Below are 15,312 nucleotides of genomic sequence, written 5' to 3' on the forward strand. Positions count from 1 at the left end.
GTGGAAGTCCAGGCGTCCTGGGACTCCGTGACGGATGTCGCCCGGTACCTGGGCAAGGTCGCGATCCTCGTGGAGGGCGAAAGAGCCCGTGGACATCCCGGACGTGTGGTGACCGGCTCCGACGAGAGGAACCCCGTGAGCATCATCGACGCGATTCGCCGTCTGCTCCGCCGACCACGCTGGGACGGTCGGCGGGCGGCCGTCCTCCCAGGCCACCGCCCCGACCCCGACGGCCTCCTGATCCGTATGAGCCCCGGCATGGGCCTGTGCCCAGAGCCGGACTGTGACTGGGCATACGAAGGCGGCGAGTACGCGTACCTGTACGCACTCGCCAAGCACCGAGGAGAAGAGCACCATGACGATCACTGAGTTCCTGGCCGCGCGCCTGGACGAATACGAAGGCGCCCTCGAAGACGCGACCAGCGGACCGCCCAACTCGCCCGCGGCCACCCTTGGGCGGCACCGCTGTCAACGCCGTGCTGACGGGTGACTGGGGGACTGTGGACCGCGAGGTGGCGTGGCTGCGCCGAGACCTCGCATCGAAGCGGTGGATGCTCGACATCATCCGCCCCGACCTCGAAGCCGCCTCCGGGGAAGTCGCCGCACCGGAACTCGGCGCGGAGCTGGGGCGCTGGACCCAAGGCCTACGCCATCGCGAGGGCCATGGCCGTGCCCTACGTCCGACCACTCGGACTACCGGGAGCAGTGGCGTCCGTGAAGGATCGACAGTTCCGAAGTCTCCCGGGCCCGATAGGCCTACCGTGAACCCATGACAGACCTCCAGATACGTGTCCTTGAAGCCGTCGTAGCAGCACCGCACGACATTCCTGATGCCCGGTGCGGTAGCACGCGACCTGAACGTCAGCACCGGCACCGTGGAAGCTGCGGGTCGATTCCCTCGACCGCAGCTACCGCGCCTTCTCCCACGTGGCCCGCGGCGGCACCCGACCAAGGATCATCGTCCATGGTCCTGAACTTCGGCGGACTGACCGACGCCGGGCGCGCGCTTCGCTGAACAGCACGACCTGCTCTGACATATACGACCGCCAGAGGCCCCGGTGACGCCCCCCAGCCGCTCCTCCCTCATCCAGCGGGTAGGCTGCCCTGCTGGATGAAGGGGGTCACAATGCTCGATCACACCGACCCGCGGCAGCGCTGGTACAACCGGGGCCGAGGCAGCCGAGGCGGCCGGAGTCAGCCTCCGCACCATCCAACGGTGGATCCTGTCCGGGCGCCTCACCGAACGACTCGGGCACGTCAACGCCGCCGACCCTGTTCGAGGTCGAACGCGAGCGGCGCACTGCTCCGCACCCGCCCCGGCCCCTGGTTGCGCAGCGTAGAGGGCGTGGCATATCCTGTACTCAGAGTTGAATACGTGTACCCAACGCCCGGACGGCCACCAGGCCCCGGGCGTTTCGTATGCCCCGGGAAGCCTGAGCGACACCCGTTCCGCGGGCACGCCGACCTCCCGGCCCGCCCGGCCCCACCAAGAACCTAAACTCCTGCTCCTGGTGGCGCCGGGCCCTCTGTCTCACCCCGCGCAGTACCGGGAGTCGCGCCCCCGGCCGGGCCGGCCCGCCCCGGCACACAGCGGGCCCCACGTCGTACCCGGCAACCCAACCCGTCGGCGTCCCGCCGTGCCGGGTACAGCCCCGCCCACCGCCCCACCCGGGGCGGCTCCTGGAGGGCGGGGCACCACACTCCCAGCCCCACCCGCACTGCAGGTGAGGACTGGCGGCTGCCCGAGGAGGCACTCCACCATGGCCGACCCGCAGGCGCCCGGCGCGGTCACCGGATACCGGCAGCACCCGCAGGACCGCATCGACATCGTCAACCGCGTCAAGGCCGCGGAGAACGAGCTCGGGGACCTCGTCGCAGAGCTCCAGGCCCGCGACGGCGTCGACCAGCGCATGCTCGAACTCGGCCGCACGAACCTTCAGCAGGGCTTCATGTGGCTCGTGAGATCCGTCTTCCAGCCCGAGAGCAGGCTCTGAACATGGACCACGCCGGCATCGCCCGCGTCTGCTACGACGCCAACCGCGCCTACCAGGTCGTCACCGGTGACCCCGCCGTGTCCCCACCGTGGGACGAAGCCCCCGAGTGGCAGCACGAGTCCGCGCTTGTCGGTGTCGAGCAGGCCCTCGACGGCGCCACCCCTGCACAGCTCCACGAATCGTGGTGCGCACACAAGCGCTTCGACGGGTGGAAGTACGGCCCGATACAAGTCCCTGTCGAGGGACCGCACCCACCCGTGCCTGGTTGCCCTACGAGGAACTCCCGGAAGACCAGCGCCGCAAGGACGCCCTCTTCCACGCCATCGTGGCCGCCCTCCGCTGACACCCGACACGAACGCCGGCGGCAGACGACCGCTGATCGAACACGCGTACCCACACACCACCGGAGGTCGCCATGCCGCGCGTCACCATCCCAGTCACCACTCTGTCGGACGCCGGGGTCGCCGACCCCACCGAGACCGACGGAGACGCCGTCAACCAGCACGCGCTCCCCAACACCGGGAAGACCATCCTGCGCGTGCGCAACAACGACGCCAGCGCGCTCGACCTGACGCTCGGCACGCCCATCACCGTCGGAGGCAAGGCCGTCGACGACACCGTGGTGTCCATCCCCGCCGGGGCCACGCGCACCTTCGGGTCGCCTCTCGCCCGCCCTGTACGGCACCTCGGTCCCGATCGACGTCGCCAGCGCCGAGCTGAAGCTCATCGCGTTCGAGCCGTGAGCCGCTACCGCATCTACAAGGCCGAGGTCCGCCGTGGCCACCAGGTCATCTGCCCTGAGACTCCCTGGCGGGTCATCGTGCACCGCCCAGGCGAGGAGATCAGCCTGCACCAGGCGGTGAGCTGGAATGCCGCCCTGAACTGGCTGGCCTACGCATGGCCGGTCCTAGACGACTACGCCCTGAGCGCCTGACCGGAGAGGCCCCGCCCATGCCCGACGCCGTCTACCGCGAGCGTGCCGCACTCGTCGCGCTCCTCGCCGCCCAGTACCCAGCCGTCATCGTCCCCGATGGGGACCCGCAGACGCCGGGCTGGTCGCTCATCTACGTGGACACCCCGCACGGCCAGATGAGCTGGCACCTCAGCCCGGACGACCTCGACCTGTTCGCCCACGTGCCCACCGTGGACGACGGCCCGACCTGGGACGGGCACACCACCGAGGAGAAGTACCAGCGCCTCGCCGCGCTCACCGCCGAGGTGGCCGCCACCGGCACGCCCCTCATGCGCAGCGCCCACGGCGACCCCCAGGTCGTCCGCCCCGGCGACACCCTCATCCTGCGCAGCAAGGCGGTCATCACCGCGGAGACGGCCGCGAAGCTCAAGGCCGACGTCGCCCACCGCATGCCCGGCGTCGACGCCGCCATCTTCGCTGGCATCGAGCAGCTGGCCGTGTACCGGCCCGACCCCGAGTAGCGAGCCAGCCGTGCCCAGCAGAGCACCCCGCCGCTGCACCCGCTGCAGGAAGCTCAAGGGACCCGACGGCCAGTGCTCACCCCCAGTGCCGCACACGCATGCGCAGGCGCGGCGAGAGGGCACGATGGCACCAGCACCGCCCAGGGGTACGGAGCAGAGCACCGCGACCGCTTTCCGCGCCGGCGTACTCGCCCGCGACCCCGACTGCGTCCTGTGCGGCGACCCAGCAACCCAGGCCGACCATCACCCGCTCTCACGCAAGGAGCTGGTGGCCCGAGGGCTCGACCCCAACGACCCCGAGTACGGCCGCGGTCTCTGCCGCCCGTGTCACTCCTCCGAGACCGCCCAACACCAGCCCGGTGGGTGGAACCGCAGGTAAGGCCGGTTCGATCACCCCGCCGACCCCCGGTATCCACAGGGGGGAGGGGGTGGGTCGCCGACCTGGGGGAGCAGGCCGAGCAAACGCCCTGGTGGACTGCGCGTCCTCGCCGACAAAAGATCCGAATCTGTGCAGCGATGAGAGCAGGGAGGTCGTCATGGGACGTGGAGGACAGGGCCGCCCCACGAAGCCGACCTCGCTCAAGGTGTTGCACGGCGACCGCCCGGACCGCATCAACGACGGCGAGCCGATCCCCGACGAGGGCGAGATCGCGCCGCCCGAGTGGCTGCTGGACCTGGACGCCGAAGCCAAGGACGGGGTCGAGAGCGCCCTGGACGTGTGGCACCGCCTGACCCCGGACCTGATCCGCCAGGGCGTCCTGACCGCGTGGGACGTGGAGTCGTTCGCGGTGTTCTGCGACGCCGTGGTCGGCCACCGCCGGGCCGCGATGACCGTGTCCCGCGAGGGGCTGACCATCGCGGGCGCCCGGGGCACGGTGAAGAACCCAGCGCTGACGGCGCTGAAGGACTACGCCGAGATCGTCGCCCGGTACGGCGCCCGGTACGGGCTGACCCCGTCGGACCGCGCGTCGCTCAGCATCGGAGGCGACGCGCATGGCGCGAAGGACGACCTCCTCACCGGGTAGCCCGGCGCCGCGCGCCAAGCGCGCGACGCCCGCGGGGCGCCGGCCGCGCCGACCGCGCACGCTGGTGGTGGACCACGAACGGCGGTGGCGGCCGCGCACGCGCCGCGGTGACGTGTGCGGGTACACCTTCCGGGGCCAGCAGTGCGAGAAGAAGGGCGCGCACTACTGCGAGCCGCGCGCCGACCGGGTGGTCGCGTTCTTCGCCGAGCTGCTCGTGCACACCAAGGGCCCACACCGGCGCAAGCCGTTCGTGCTCAAGGCCTGGCAGGAGCACGAGATCGTGCGGCCCCTCTTCGGCGAGGTCGTCTGGTCCGCCGAGTACGGCTGCTACGTCCGCCGGTACCGGATCGCCTACGTGGTCCTCGCCAGGAAGAACGGCAAGAGCGAGCTCGCGGCAGGACTGCTGCTCTACCTCCTGGTCGGTGACGACGAGGAGTCCGCGGAGGTCTACGGCGCGGCGGCCGACACCAAGCAGGCCGGCAAAGTCTTCGAGCCCGCCTTGAGGATGATGCAGCTCCAGCCGAAGCTGTCCGCCCGGATCAAGCACGCCAAGAACGCGCGCCGTCTGGTCGATGAGCGCACGGCGTCCTACTACGAGATCATCACGGCGGACGCCGACGGCGAGCTCGGGCACAACCCGCACGGGTTCTGCCTCGACGAGGTTCTGAGCCAGCGCGACGGGTCGCTGTGGGCGGCGCTGACCACGGCGGTCGGTGCGCGGCTCCAGGAGCTGCTGTTCGCCATCACGACGGAGACGAACGACTCCGCGTCCTTCGGCGCCGACCTCATCGACGAGGCCGAGCAGATCCAGGCCGACCCGGCCCGCGCGCCGCACGTGTTCGCCTACGTCCGCAAGATGCCGCGCTCGCAGGAGGAACTCGACCGGCTGCGCAAGACGTTCCCCCACCACCCCGACCTGCCGGTGTCCCTGACCCGTGGGACGAGGCGAACTGGAAGTGGCCCAACCCAGCACTGGGTGAGTTCAAGTCCCTGGATGCGATGCGCCGCCAAGCCCTCGACGCCAAGACGGACCCGACCAAGGCCAACTCGTTCTGCCAGTTCTCGCTGAACCAGAGGGTTCAGCAGGCGTCGCGCTGGATCACCATGGACCTGTGGGACGCGAACACGGGTGAGATCGCCGCGACCCCCGACTGGATCGTCCCGAAGCTCGAAGGCCGCAAGTGCTGGGCCGGCCTCGACCTGTCCTCGAAGTTGGACCTCACCGCGTGGGCGCTGCTGTTCGCGGACGGCAGCGTGGTCTGGCGGTTCTGGGCCCCCGAGTCGGTCCTGCCCGCCCTCGACGAGCACACCGACGGGAAGTTCTCCCAGTGGGTGGCCGCCGGGTGGGTGACCGCGACCGAAGGCGACGTCATCGACTACGAGACCGTCTACGCCGACATCGAGGAAGACCACGCCCGGTACGCCATCGTCGACGTCACCTACGACCGCTGGTCGGGTGAGCCGGTCCGCCAGGAGGTGCAGAGCCGCACCGGCCTGGAGATGGTGGAGTCGGGCACGACCTTCGACAAGATGACCGCCCCGATGAACGAGCTCAAGCGGCTGCTCATCGGCCGTGAGCTGGCGACCTTCGGCAACCCGGTCGCCCGGTGGATGGCCGACAACCTCGAAGCCAAGAGCCCGCGCGACGACCCGGACCGGGTCCGCCCCGTCAAGCCCAACCGGCACAAGTCCGGGCTGCGGATCGACGGAATGCTCGCCGTCATCTTCGCCGTCGACGGCCGCCTGGCCGAGGCCGCCCGCGACGCCGACAACCTGCCCCAGGCCGACATCTTCTGAGGAGCACGCGGATGCACCGATGGGCTGCTGTGGCCTGCCTTGCCGCCGGAACCTGGATGCTCACCGGGCCCGGGTGGGCCCTGCTCGCACTCGGGGCCCTGGTGTGGCTGCTCGCCCCCGCCGGTTCCGGCCAGGTGCGCGCCGACGACGTCACCGCGCGGACCAAGGCCGCCGCGGCCAGCGTCCGCGCGGCGCTGGCCCGCACCCGCCAGATGCCCCGGCGCACCATCGCCGTGACGACCATGGTCGTCGGCGCGATCGTGCTGCCCCTCGGAGTCGGGCTGCTCGCCGCCGCAGCGGCGACCACGGCCATCGGCGCCGGCGCTGTCGCCGTCACCGCGGGAGTCGAGATGGCCGCGCTGTCGATCCTCACCGGGTGGAACGCCTGATGGGGTGGCTCAGCGGCCCGCCCGAGACGAAGGCGGCAGGCGCCAGTGGGCTGTCGCCCACGCTGAACCTGGGCCCCGGAGCTCCGCTGTACCCGAGCTCGGGGTTCCTCTCCGCGGCCGCGCACGGGTTTCGGCCGCAACGAGCTCGTCTACGCCTGCATCATGAGAGCTGGCCACCTCGATGCCCGAGGCCGTCCTGCGTGTGTACGGCCCCGACGGGTTTGGGGGAGGCCAAGGAGAACCACCCGCTGCGCGCCGCCTGCTCGCGGACCCGAAACCCGATCCTGTCGGAGTTCGAGCTGTTCGAGCTCACGGTCATCCACATGATGCTGGCGGGCACGGCGTTCTGGGAGATCGTCCGCGACCAGGCCGGGCGCCCCGTCCAGCTCTGGCCGCTGCGCCCCGACCTCGTCCGGTTCTGGCTCCAGCCCAAACGGCCGCCTGCGGTTCGGGTTCCCTCGCCGGCGCAGGCGGCAGGATCGTCGACCTTCGGCGAGGACGTCATCGCGAATTCCTGTAGCTGACCAACCCCGTGACCCTCTTCGTCGCGGCAAGCCGCCGCTCGGGCCACCGCGCTGCGGGCGGTCGCCCTCGACAACGAGGCACCGACTTCGTGAAGGCCCTGCTGCAGAACCGTGCGGTGCCCGGCACGATCATCACCGTCCAGCAGCAGCTCGACGAGGACAACGCCGAGCGGCTCGTCACGAAGTGAAGCAGAAGTTCGGCGGTGCCCCGCCGCGGCGAAACCGGCCGTCCTGCAGCAAGGGCCATGGACGCCAAGGTCCCTCGGGCTCGACCTGGACAAGCTGGAGTTCCCGGACCTGCGCACCATCGCAGAGTCGCGGATCTGCATGGCGGTTCGGGAGTGCAGCAAGATCATGTATACAGCCGCCAAGGTCGGACTGGACCGGTCCATCCTTCGCGAACTACGCGGAGGCCCCGGCCGGAGCTTCTAGGAACGCGAACGGTACATGCCCGCTGCAGCGGCGGTTCAAGGACGTGATCGTCCGTGCCCTGCTCCCCGGGCGGGTAACGACGCCCCAGTTCTCGAACCCGCGCCGGGGGCGGTGCGCTGGGACCGCTCCGAACGCCGATGCCCGTGCGAGGACGAGGCCTACGACGACGACTGGCCATGGAGTCCGACGCCGGCCCGTCGCCGACGTCGCCCGCCCCCGACCTGTTTGGTGACCCCGACGGCTGGCCCGCCCGTATCCGCCGCACGACCGACGCCACCCTGGCGCGCCGGCCCGGCACGAAGGAGCAGCCCGTGAGGAAGCACCACCGCCCAGGTCCTCTCCACCGACGACGGCCCCATGGCCCTCATCCGAAGGCACTACCGACGAGCAGGTCCAAGATCGGCTGTCCGACCTGCTCGCCAGCAACCCGGGCTACGCCGTGCCGCACCACTGGGAGTGGGACACGATCCGCGCCGGATGGCTCCGCGTTAACCCCTGCCCTCCCGCGTGCGGCACGCACCGGGGCACTACGACCCGGGCGCGGCCCGGATCGCGGGGCGCGTTCCAGGGCGCGCTGATCGACCTCACGGAGGACCGCCGCACTACCGCGAGGAGCAGCCGATCATGAGCAGCATCGAGTGGACGGCGTCACGTGGAACCCCACCACCGGATGCGACCGCGTCAGCCCCGGATGCGACCGTTGCTACGCGCTGACCATGGCCGGACGCCTGAAGGCTATGGGGTTGGCGGAAGTACCAGACCGACGGGCCAGAGCGCACCTCCGGTCCCGGGTTCGGGCTGGCCGTGCACGAGGACCGTGCTGACCGCGCCCCCTGCGCTGGCGGTCGCCGCGCACCGTGTTCGTCAACAGCATGTCCGACCTGTTCCACGCTCATGTGCCGGACGAGTTCATCGCGCGGGTGTTCGACGTCATGCAGACCGCGCACCGTCACACCTTCCAGGTACTCACCAAGCGCCACGCCAGGATGCAGTCGTTCGTCCGCCGCTACCTCTCCGGCGAGTTCGCCACCGAACCGCTCGACGTGGCCCCGCTGGCCGCCACCGTGGATCGGCCGCCGCGCAACATCTGGCTCGGTGTCAGCGCCGAGAACCAGAAGTGGGCCAACATCCGCATGCCCCGCCCTGATGGGAGACCCCGGCCGCCACCCGATTCGTCTCCGCTGAACCGTTGATCGGACCCGTCCGCCTCCAACCGCGGGCACGCCCACTGCCCTACCCACGACTTCGCGGGTGGGTTTCGGCTCGGGCCCGTGCCCCGACCTAGTCCTCCCGGACTGGGTGATCATCGGCGGTGAAGTCCGGCCCGGCGCCCGCCCCCTCGACCTCGAATGGGTGCGTGACCTGCGAGACCAGCCCGCCGAGCCGCGCCGCGGTCTTTCGTCAGCAGCCTCGGGTCTGTGTGGGCGCGCGAGCACGAGGGTCGGCGGCAAGGGCGGCGACCCAGGCACCTGGCCCGAAGACCTGCGAGTGCGGCAGATATGCCCGAGCCCACCTCGGGAGGCCCGGATGCCTGCCAGACCGACCCCCGCGACCTAGCTGCCGCCATCGCGGAGGCCCTGTACATAGAGCCCAGCACCGACTCCGAGACGGCCCGCCAGCACGCCCTGATGCAGGCCCGCCCACCGGGCGCACAGCCGTGATGACCGTGGTCGAACCCGTCCTCCGAGAGGCCGGCGCGGCTGTGGGGGAGGCCGGCGCCCTCCGGGCCTCGAGTCCCTTGAGCTCCGATGAACGTGACCGCCCGCAACGAGCGCATCGCCGAACTCGACGCTGAGGTTGTCCCGGCTCCGCGCCCGCCAGGAAGTACGCCACCGATGACTGGTGCCGCCCCGCCGGCCTCGACGCTGTGCTCGACCACTTCGAGCGCAACCACAAGCCCTTCCCGGATGTGCCCGAGGGTGCGGATCGACCCGATCCCCGGGCACGTCCGCCACATGGTCCTGCTCCTGGCGCACGCAATCACCCGCGTGACCCTGGAGCAGGCCGACCTTCAAATGCGCCTCGACGCCCAGGAGGAGGAAGCCACGGGGGCCGGCCAATGAGAACGGCCCTTCCCGATGGGCCAGGAGGAGGCCCGCGCGTGCGCGAGCAGGTGCTCGTCGGCCGCGTCGTGGCCGAGCGCGGCTGGCCGGACTGGTGCCCGTGCTCGTGCCCCTGCGTGTGGGTCCCAGTGCGAGGGACTGCCGCGAGGACTACAGCCCCGACCCCGCCCCGCGGCCGGAGACCCGGCCTCGCCGGGGTAGCCGTCTGGATCGTCGGCCACGCCTGCCGTCCGGACGTGCCGCTGCTGGGAGTGCAACAGCCGCCGGATGCCGTCCCCGATGCCGATCGAGGTCGCCGACCAGGTGCTCGCGGAGATCCACCAGCCCCGCGCCTGGGCGCCGCTCGCTCCACCCGCACGTCATGGGGCAGGACAGTGCCTGCACTGGCCGCCCCCGTCTGCGGGCGGGTGCGCCCGCGGCTACCACGGCGGCTGCTCCGGCTGGTCATGGCCCGAGCTCCACGAGACGTGGATCCGCGACAGCGGCGGCTCGGACCTGTTCTGGGGCTGAGGGCTCCCGCTACCTGGTGTGGACGGCGCCCCCGCGATGTGCGCGTGCTCCTGCGAGACCGCGACGCCGCCGACGGCTGCGCCGACCCCGCGCACGCACCGCCCCCGCCGCGGCGACCGCCCCGGCCCCCGCAGCCTGCCGCTGTGCAGGCGCCCCTCTTCGACCTGGAGGTCTCATGACCCTGCCCACCCGCCTGGCCGACCTCATGGAGAAGCCGATGAGCAGCCTCTACAACCCGGACTCCTGCAGCACATTGAAGCAAGGGGCACCCGAGCGGCTTTGACGCCGAGCAGTACGCCCGCCTCGCGGCGGACTTCATCGCACCCGAGGGTCGAAACGCCTCGAAGCTGACGGGGAGGCCGACCCGCAAGCGCGCGGAACGCCCTCGAATCCTCCCTCTCCGAGCAGCAGGCGTGTCCGACGCCATGGAGAAGCGCCTGCAGACGTCGGCCGCGCGTGTTCCAGCAGCTCCTGAGCGCGGTCGACCCTGGACCGGCTCCGTGCGCTGGAGGAAGCGGACCGCACCCTGACCGCCCCCACGGTTGCCCACATCGGGGATCCCCGCAGTCTGCTGCCGACCGCAGTCATACCTCTACCGGTCCACGGTCGAATGTGTCCTCTCTGCGACTACCCACCACAGCCGCGGCCAGCTCGACGACGCCGACCCCAACCTCGAAGAGCTCTGCGCACGGCCTACCAGGAGGCCACCGGGTGGACAGCCGCGCACGAGGAGGGCGATGCCTGATGCGTGGCTCAAGACCCTCGCCTTCGAGCTCGGCCGCCTTATCGACGTCTGGCACGTCCGACGCCGACCCCGGACGGCACATCCTGCACAAAGTCACGCCCCGGATGGCGGTGGCAAAAAATAACGTCCACCACTGGCGGATCCACAGCCTCCCGCTGAATCAGTACCTCCCGGCGGCCGCCTGCCACACCCGCTTGCGGCCCTGGTGCCGCGGGCTGCGGCACCGCCGGAATGGACCCGGTCAACAACCGTACACCACTCGGAACGCCCAGGTGTGCGCCGTGGTGGCGCGGTGAGATCCACCTGTTCCACGGCGACTGCATCCGCATGCCACGACGCCCACGCTCACGTGCCTGATGCGGACGACACCGCTTCCGGAGCACGAGGTCCCACGGCACGTGCGTGTTCTAGCGGGCGGTTCCGCCCGTTCGGGATGACGCCGGAACGCCGTCGCGCTCGGGAGAGGGCGCTGGCGGCGATACCGCGCGGCGCCCGGCATGCTCCGTCCGGGGAGGTGCCCGGTGCCTGACTCCGACGACACCCTGCGGCGCATCAGACGACCGCCCTCATCGATTGGCACGGCAGAGCTTCGACTCCATGACCTGGGCGCCGCCGCCCGGCGGCGTGGCCTCCTCCGGCCTCCCGGCCACCGCCGAACCCGACACCGACCCGGACATGCGCCGCCGCCCCGACCGGCCCGAATGCGAACTGCGGGCCGCCAAGCACTGCGACGGCCAGCAACCAGTGCCAGACCCCGGCCCCAATATCTCCCGAGGCCTGGGCTACTTCGTGCCCGAAGGGCACCGCGCATACGGGTGGGCGTCCCTCTACATCGACCCATCGGCGGCCCGCCGAGGGAAGCCGTTGAGTGGGCTCGCCGCCGCCTGGCCGACTGGCTCCGCGACGCCCCGGAGTGGCGGCTGATCCCCGGCCTGGAGATCGGCTACGTCATCGAGGTCGCGGGCCGCCCGGAGAACCGCGGGACCCTCGTCACGGCCATCGCCCACCGGCCAACGGGACTCGGCGCGCCCGCGCTGGCCCCGGGCAGTCACCTGCGGCCCACAGAACTGCCCGGCCGGCACCACATCCGGTGGGGTGTCATCGAGCCAACCGCAGACGAAGTCGACCTCGCTACGCAGGGCTGGCGCGACCTCGGCCACGTGCACCCGGGTCACGGCGGCACGCCCCCGGCCCTGAGGGCCCGGCCCACCCACGACCGCCACCGACTCGAAGGAGATGAGCGCTGATGAGCGTCTGCGAAGGACCCTGCAACCGCACCTGGCGACAAGGCCGCGAGGCGTTCGTCAACGCCCTCACCACCTGGGAGGAATCCGACCCCGACACGCGCGGAGACCGGCCCATCCCGCCCGACATCATCCCCACCCCCGGGGAACCGGTGTGGTGCCGGTCCTGCACCGGCGGCATCCGCCGCGCCCTGGCCGACCTGGACAACCTCGCACCCCTGATCGCGGCCACCTCGGACGGGTACCGCACCCGCACCGACGACTCCGACCGGGTCCGCGGTTCCCAGGCGGCGCCCTCACCCAGCCCGGCCGCTGACGTCCTCGACGAGCTGTACGGGTACCTGTCCCGCATCGAGGCCCAGTGGCGCGAGGCCCGCGGGTACGGCACCCGGCCCGAACGGTCCCGCGGCGCCCCGGCCCTGACCGTCGTCGTGTCCTGGCTCAGCGCACACCTGGACAGCATCCTCGCCGACCCCGGCAGTGTCGGATTCGGTCAGTCGGTGCTGCGGTGGCAGCGCCACCTGCAGGCCCTGGCCAAGGCCCGCCCCGAGGGCAAGCGCAAGCCGTTCCCGTGCCCGAGATGCGACCGCCGCACCCTCGTGCATGAGGTCGACCGCGACCTGGTCCGCTGCGAGGGCGCCGACTGCGGCCGGGTCATGTCCACCGACGAGTACGCGACACCCGTACGTGGTCGACCGTGGCCCAGCGGGCCGCCTCATGAGCGGCCGCCGACGTAAGGTCCTCGAACTGATCATTCCAACCACCCTGAAACCGACGTGCGGTCGTTGTCCGGCCTGAACGCATGGCGCAGACGCTCCCTGGGGCAGCGACGTAACGAGCCGACCTCCGTATTGCACGCCCGAACGGGTCGCGGACAGCCTTCCGACGTAACCGCGCCCAGCTCGTCGTGCACTCCAACGCCGTGCCCGGCCGACGCCGTGGCGGCGCTGCGGGAGCTACGGCGACAACCTGCCCCCCGCAGTGCGAGCACCGTCCGCTTGGCCATGTCCCGGCAACGAACGTTGGCCCGGCTCCAGCGTGTGCTGTTTCGTCAACGCACTACCGCGCCCACTAGGTCAACGAGGCGCGGGGAAGCGGACTGAGGGGCCCGCCTTCGAGGGCCGCCCAGGAAGCCGTGCGCACCGCCTACCGGCAAATTCCGGGGAAACCGCTGGTCCTGTGCCCGTGCCCGCCCGCAGGAACCCGACCCGAAGGCGTGGGTTCACCTTCACCGGACCAGCCCGCCAGGCAGACACCGCGCGCGCGACCACCGCCCGCGTAGGCCCCGACCCCGGCGCATCAGCGTCCGACGACCGCGCCCTCGCGCACGAGGAGGCGGGCATGACCACAACCACCCGAGCGCTCTGCCGGCACGACCGACGCCCTAGCCAGTCGAATCCGCCGTCACCGGCGACACCCTCGCCTACCTCTGCCCGGCCTGCGACACCCAGCTCCCGGCCAGCTTCGGAGCCGAACTCGAACAGCCTCCGCGCCCGGATAGCCCCCAGGACGCCTGCGACCACAACCGGGAGGTCTCCTGACATCACCGTGGTGGGGCGCAGGCGTCGTCGCGAGCCTGTGCCAGGACTGCGGCACAGAACATGACCCCCTGCACCGCCGAGGTAGCGACCGATTGACCGACGTCATACACATCGCCGGACTCGACATCCAGGGTCGGCCCGCACCTGCGCCAGCGGTGCGCCTGGTGCGGCGCCGTGCTCGTCGACTACGACCTGACCCTGACCGCAGCCCCCGAGGGCCAAGACCCGCGCCCCGCCACCTGGCCGGTCGGCCGACTGGTCGCTGTCGACGGCCCCGCAATGTGGACCGTCGAGCACGCCGACGGCGACCGCCTGCCCGACGGAGCGTGCGCAGGCCTCGACCCCCACGCCACCACCTGACCACGAAGGAGAAGACCCCATGGGATCACTGTGGATCACCATCACCGGCGCGGACGACGACACACGCCGCCGCGCCGTCGACGCCCTCCACGACGCCGGCATCGACGTCGAACGGGCCTGGATCGACGACCGCACCCCCCGCCGGCATCCGCACCCAGGCCGGCGCCGCACGCAGCGCGCGCCGCGACCCCGCGGGCGCGACCCTCGGAGGAGGAGTCGCAGCGGTGTTCGGTTGGACTGGCCGCCCCTGGCTCTTCACCCTCGGAGGATGGTGGATCGCCGCGGCTGTCGCCTGCGCGCTGCTCGCCCTGTTCGGCGTCGTCGGCCCTGGTCGAGAGCCTGCAGAAGAAAGCCGCGCAAGGAGGACTCCGCAGAATGAGCTACGAACCCGCGATCACCGACTTCACCGCCACCTGCTGGGAGTGCGGACAGCCCATTCCAGCACACCGGCGGCATCGCTGACCCCTGCACACGTCTGCTAAAACCCGAGGACGCCACCCGCTGGGCCCGCCTACCTGGAGGGCTGGCACGACGGCTACCGGCAGGCCGCAGAGAACCCGGCCGACCCCATGGTCATGGCAGACCGAGCCGCCTACGGCACCGGGTGGGCCGGCGTCATGCGTACCGGCGAGTTCTCCATCAGCGGATGCGCGGACCAGGAGGCCCCCGGTGAGTGACACTGGCTCGCCCGAGCGGGCCACACACCCCCTTCGCCGCGTTCGGATTCACCGAGGTCACGGCCGAGCAGGTCCCAACCCGGATCCGCCCGTCCTGATGCCCGAACCGGTCCACCCGGATCGGCAGGACCCTGCCCGCGAGTACGTGTACGGCATGGCCCGTGGACGGGATCGCCGCCATCCGAACCCAGGAGGACCGCACCGTGGCCAACCCGACCGCCGACGCCCCGACCTCCGGGTTGGAACTCACCGACGCCCAACGTGACCAGATCGTCGCGTGGTTCACCAGCGCCCTGCCCACCGGGGCGGACGCCGCGAAAGCCGCCGCTGACGCCGGGGCCGAACTCGATCGCATCGGACCACGGCGCTCCGAGACGCCGGGATCGAATACCCGCTCGGAGCGCAGACAGGCGTGGCGCGACCTCGCGAACCAGCGGGACGGAGCCGACGAAGCCCGCGATGAGGCACTGGCCCAAGCTCCGCAGGTTACAAGGACGGAGCCCGAAGCTGCGGACGGGCGAGCAGATGACCGCGCACCAGCTGCGCCCGGAAGCTCCTGGAAGGCCCCGACTGGCCC

Annotated in this window: 18 protein-coding genes and 1 pseudogene; all 19 read left to right on the forward strand. The window is 71.3% G+C overall.

Features of this window, described 5'->3' with window-relative positions; all coding sequences use genetic code 11:
• Nucleotides 1–369, forward strand: a 369-nt coding sequence (locus tag M1P99_RS28400) for a hypothetical protein (RefSeq protein ID WP_304455985.1), incomplete at its 5' end; no start/stop codon positions are given.
• Complete coding sequence (locus M1P99_RS28405; protein ID WP_304455986.1) at nucleotides 356–490, forward strand: hypothetical protein; 135 nt, start codon at nucleotides 356–358, stop codon at nucleotides 488–490. The genes M1P99_RS28400 and M1P99_RS28405, both read left to right, overlap by 14 nt.
• Before the next feature lie 1,270 nt (nucleotides 491–1,760).
• Nucleotides 1,761–1,994 (forward strand): hypothetical protein, encoded by a 234-nt coding sequence (locus tag M1P99_RS28410; RefSeq protein ID WP_304455965.1) that lies wholly within the window; start codon nucleotides 1,761–1,763, stop codon nucleotides 1,992–1,994.
• A 415-nt stretch (nucleotides 1,995–2,409) separates the two neighbouring features.
• Nucleotides 2,410–2,928 carry a hypothetical protein gene (locus M1P99_RS28415; RefSeq protein ID WP_304455987.1) on the forward strand — a complete coding sequence of 173 codons (519 nt, stop codon included), beginning with the start codon at nucleotides 2,410–2,412 and terminating at the stop codon, nucleotides 2,926–2,928.
• A gap of 17 nt (nucleotides 2,929–2,945) precedes the next feature.
• The gene (locus M1P99_RS28420) at nucleotides 2,946–3,428 is read left to right on the forward strand and encodes a hypothetical protein (protein ID WP_304455969.1); all 483 of its coding nucleotides are present in this window, start codon (nucleotides 2,946–2,948) and stop codon (nucleotides 3,426–3,428) included.
• 124 nt (nucleotides 3,429–3,552) lie between these two features.
• On the forward strand, nucleotides 3,553–3,807 hold the full coding sequence (locus M1P99_RS28425; RefSeq protein WP_304455988.1) for a hypothetical protein: 255 nt from the start codon (nucleotides 3,553–3,555) through the stop codon (nucleotides 3,805–3,807).
• 157 nt (nucleotides 3,808–3,964) lie between these two features.
• On the forward strand, nucleotides 3,965–4,453 hold the full coding sequence (locus M1P99_RS28430) for a phage terminase small subunit P27 family (RefSeq protein ID WP_304455971.1): 489 nt from the start codon (nucleotides 3,965–3,967) through the stop codon (nucleotides 4,451–4,453).
• Nucleotides 4,422–5,522, forward strand: a complete 1,101-nt coding sequence (locus tag M1P99_RS28435; RefSeq protein WP_304455989.1) for a terminase large subunit domain-containing protein — start codon at nucleotides 4,422–4,424, stop codon at nucleotides 5,520–5,522. The genes M1P99_RS28430 and M1P99_RS28435 overlap by 32 nt, the downstream gene beginning before the upstream one ends.
• A complete protein-coding gene (locus M1P99_RS28440) occupies nucleotides 5,444–6,250 on the forward strand; it encodes a terminase TerL endonuclease subunit (protein WP_304455998.1) in 807 nt (268 codons plus the stop codon). The genes M1P99_RS28435 and M1P99_RS28440 overlap by 79 nt, the downstream gene beginning before the upstream one ends.
• An 11-nt stretch (nucleotides 6,251–6,261) precedes the next feature.
• Entirely contained in the window at nucleotides 6,262–6,639 is a 378-nt protein-coding gene (locus M1P99_RS28445) for a hypothetical protein (protein ID WP_304455973.1), read from the forward strand.
• A 221-nt stretch (nucleotides 6,640–6,860) separates the two neighbouring features.
• Entirely contained in the window at nucleotides 6,861–7,163 is a 303-nt protein-coding gene (locus tag M1P99_RS28450; RefSeq protein ID WP_304455990.1) for a phage portal protein, read from the forward strand.
• Nucleotides 7,164–8,233: 1,070 nt separating this feature from the next.
• Nucleotides 8,234–8,788 (forward strand): annotated as a pseudogene (locus tag M1P99_RS28455) (DUF5131 family protein).
• A 306-nt stretch (nucleotides 8,789–9,094) separates the two neighbouring features.
• Nucleotides 9,095–9,256 carry a hypothetical protein gene (locus M1P99_RS28460; RefSeq protein ID WP_304455991.1) on the forward strand — a complete coding sequence of 54 codons (162 nt, stop codon included), beginning with the start codon at nucleotides 9,095–9,097 and terminating at the stop codon, nucleotides 9,254–9,256.
• A gap of 258 nt (nucleotides 9,257–9,514) precedes the next feature.
• Nucleotides 9,515–9,658, forward strand: a complete 144-nt coding sequence (locus M1P99_RS28465; protein ID WP_304455992.1) for a hypothetical protein — start codon at nucleotides 9,515–9,517, stop codon at nucleotides 9,656–9,658.
• Between the two features lie 267 nt (nucleotides 9,659–9,925).
• Nucleotides 9,926–10,168 carry a hypothetical protein gene (locus M1P99_RS28470; protein ID WP_304455993.1) on the forward strand — a complete coding sequence of 81 codons (243 nt, stop codon included), beginning with the start codon at nucleotides 9,926–9,928 and terminating at the stop codon, nucleotides 10,166–10,168.
• A 1,560-nt stretch (nucleotides 10,169–11,728) separates the two neighbouring features.
• Nucleotides 11,729–12,160, forward strand: coding sequence for a hypothetical protein (locus tag M1P99_RS28475; RefSeq protein WP_304455994.1), 432 nt, complete (start codon nucleotides 11,729–11,731; stop codon nucleotides 12,158–12,160).
• The gene (locus M1P99_RS28480) at nucleotides 12,160–12,894 is read left to right on the forward strand and encodes a hypothetical protein (RefSeq protein WP_304455995.1); all 735 of its coding nucleotides are present in this window, start codon (nucleotides 12,160–12,162) and stop codon (nucleotides 12,892–12,894) included. Before M1P99_RS28475 ends, M1P99_RS28480 begins: the two co-directional genes overlap by 1 nt.
• 978 nt (nucleotides 12,895–13,872) lie before the next feature.
• Nucleotides 13,873–14,058, forward strand: a complete 186-nt coding sequence (locus tag M1P99_RS28485; RefSeq protein ID WP_304455996.1) for a hypothetical protein — start codon at nucleotides 13,873–13,875, stop codon at nucleotides 14,056–14,058.
• Between the two features lie 838 nt (nucleotides 14,059–14,896).
• The coding region (locus M1P99_RS28490) for a hypothetical protein (protein WP_304455997.1) at nucleotides 14,897–15,312 on the forward strand (416 nt) is incomplete at its 3' end.

Origin of the sequence: Nocardiopsis sp. YSL2 (assembly GCF_030555055.1) — a bacterium.
Lineage (GTDB): Bacteria > Actinomycetota > Actinomycetes > Streptosporangiales > Streptosporangiaceae > Nocardiopsis.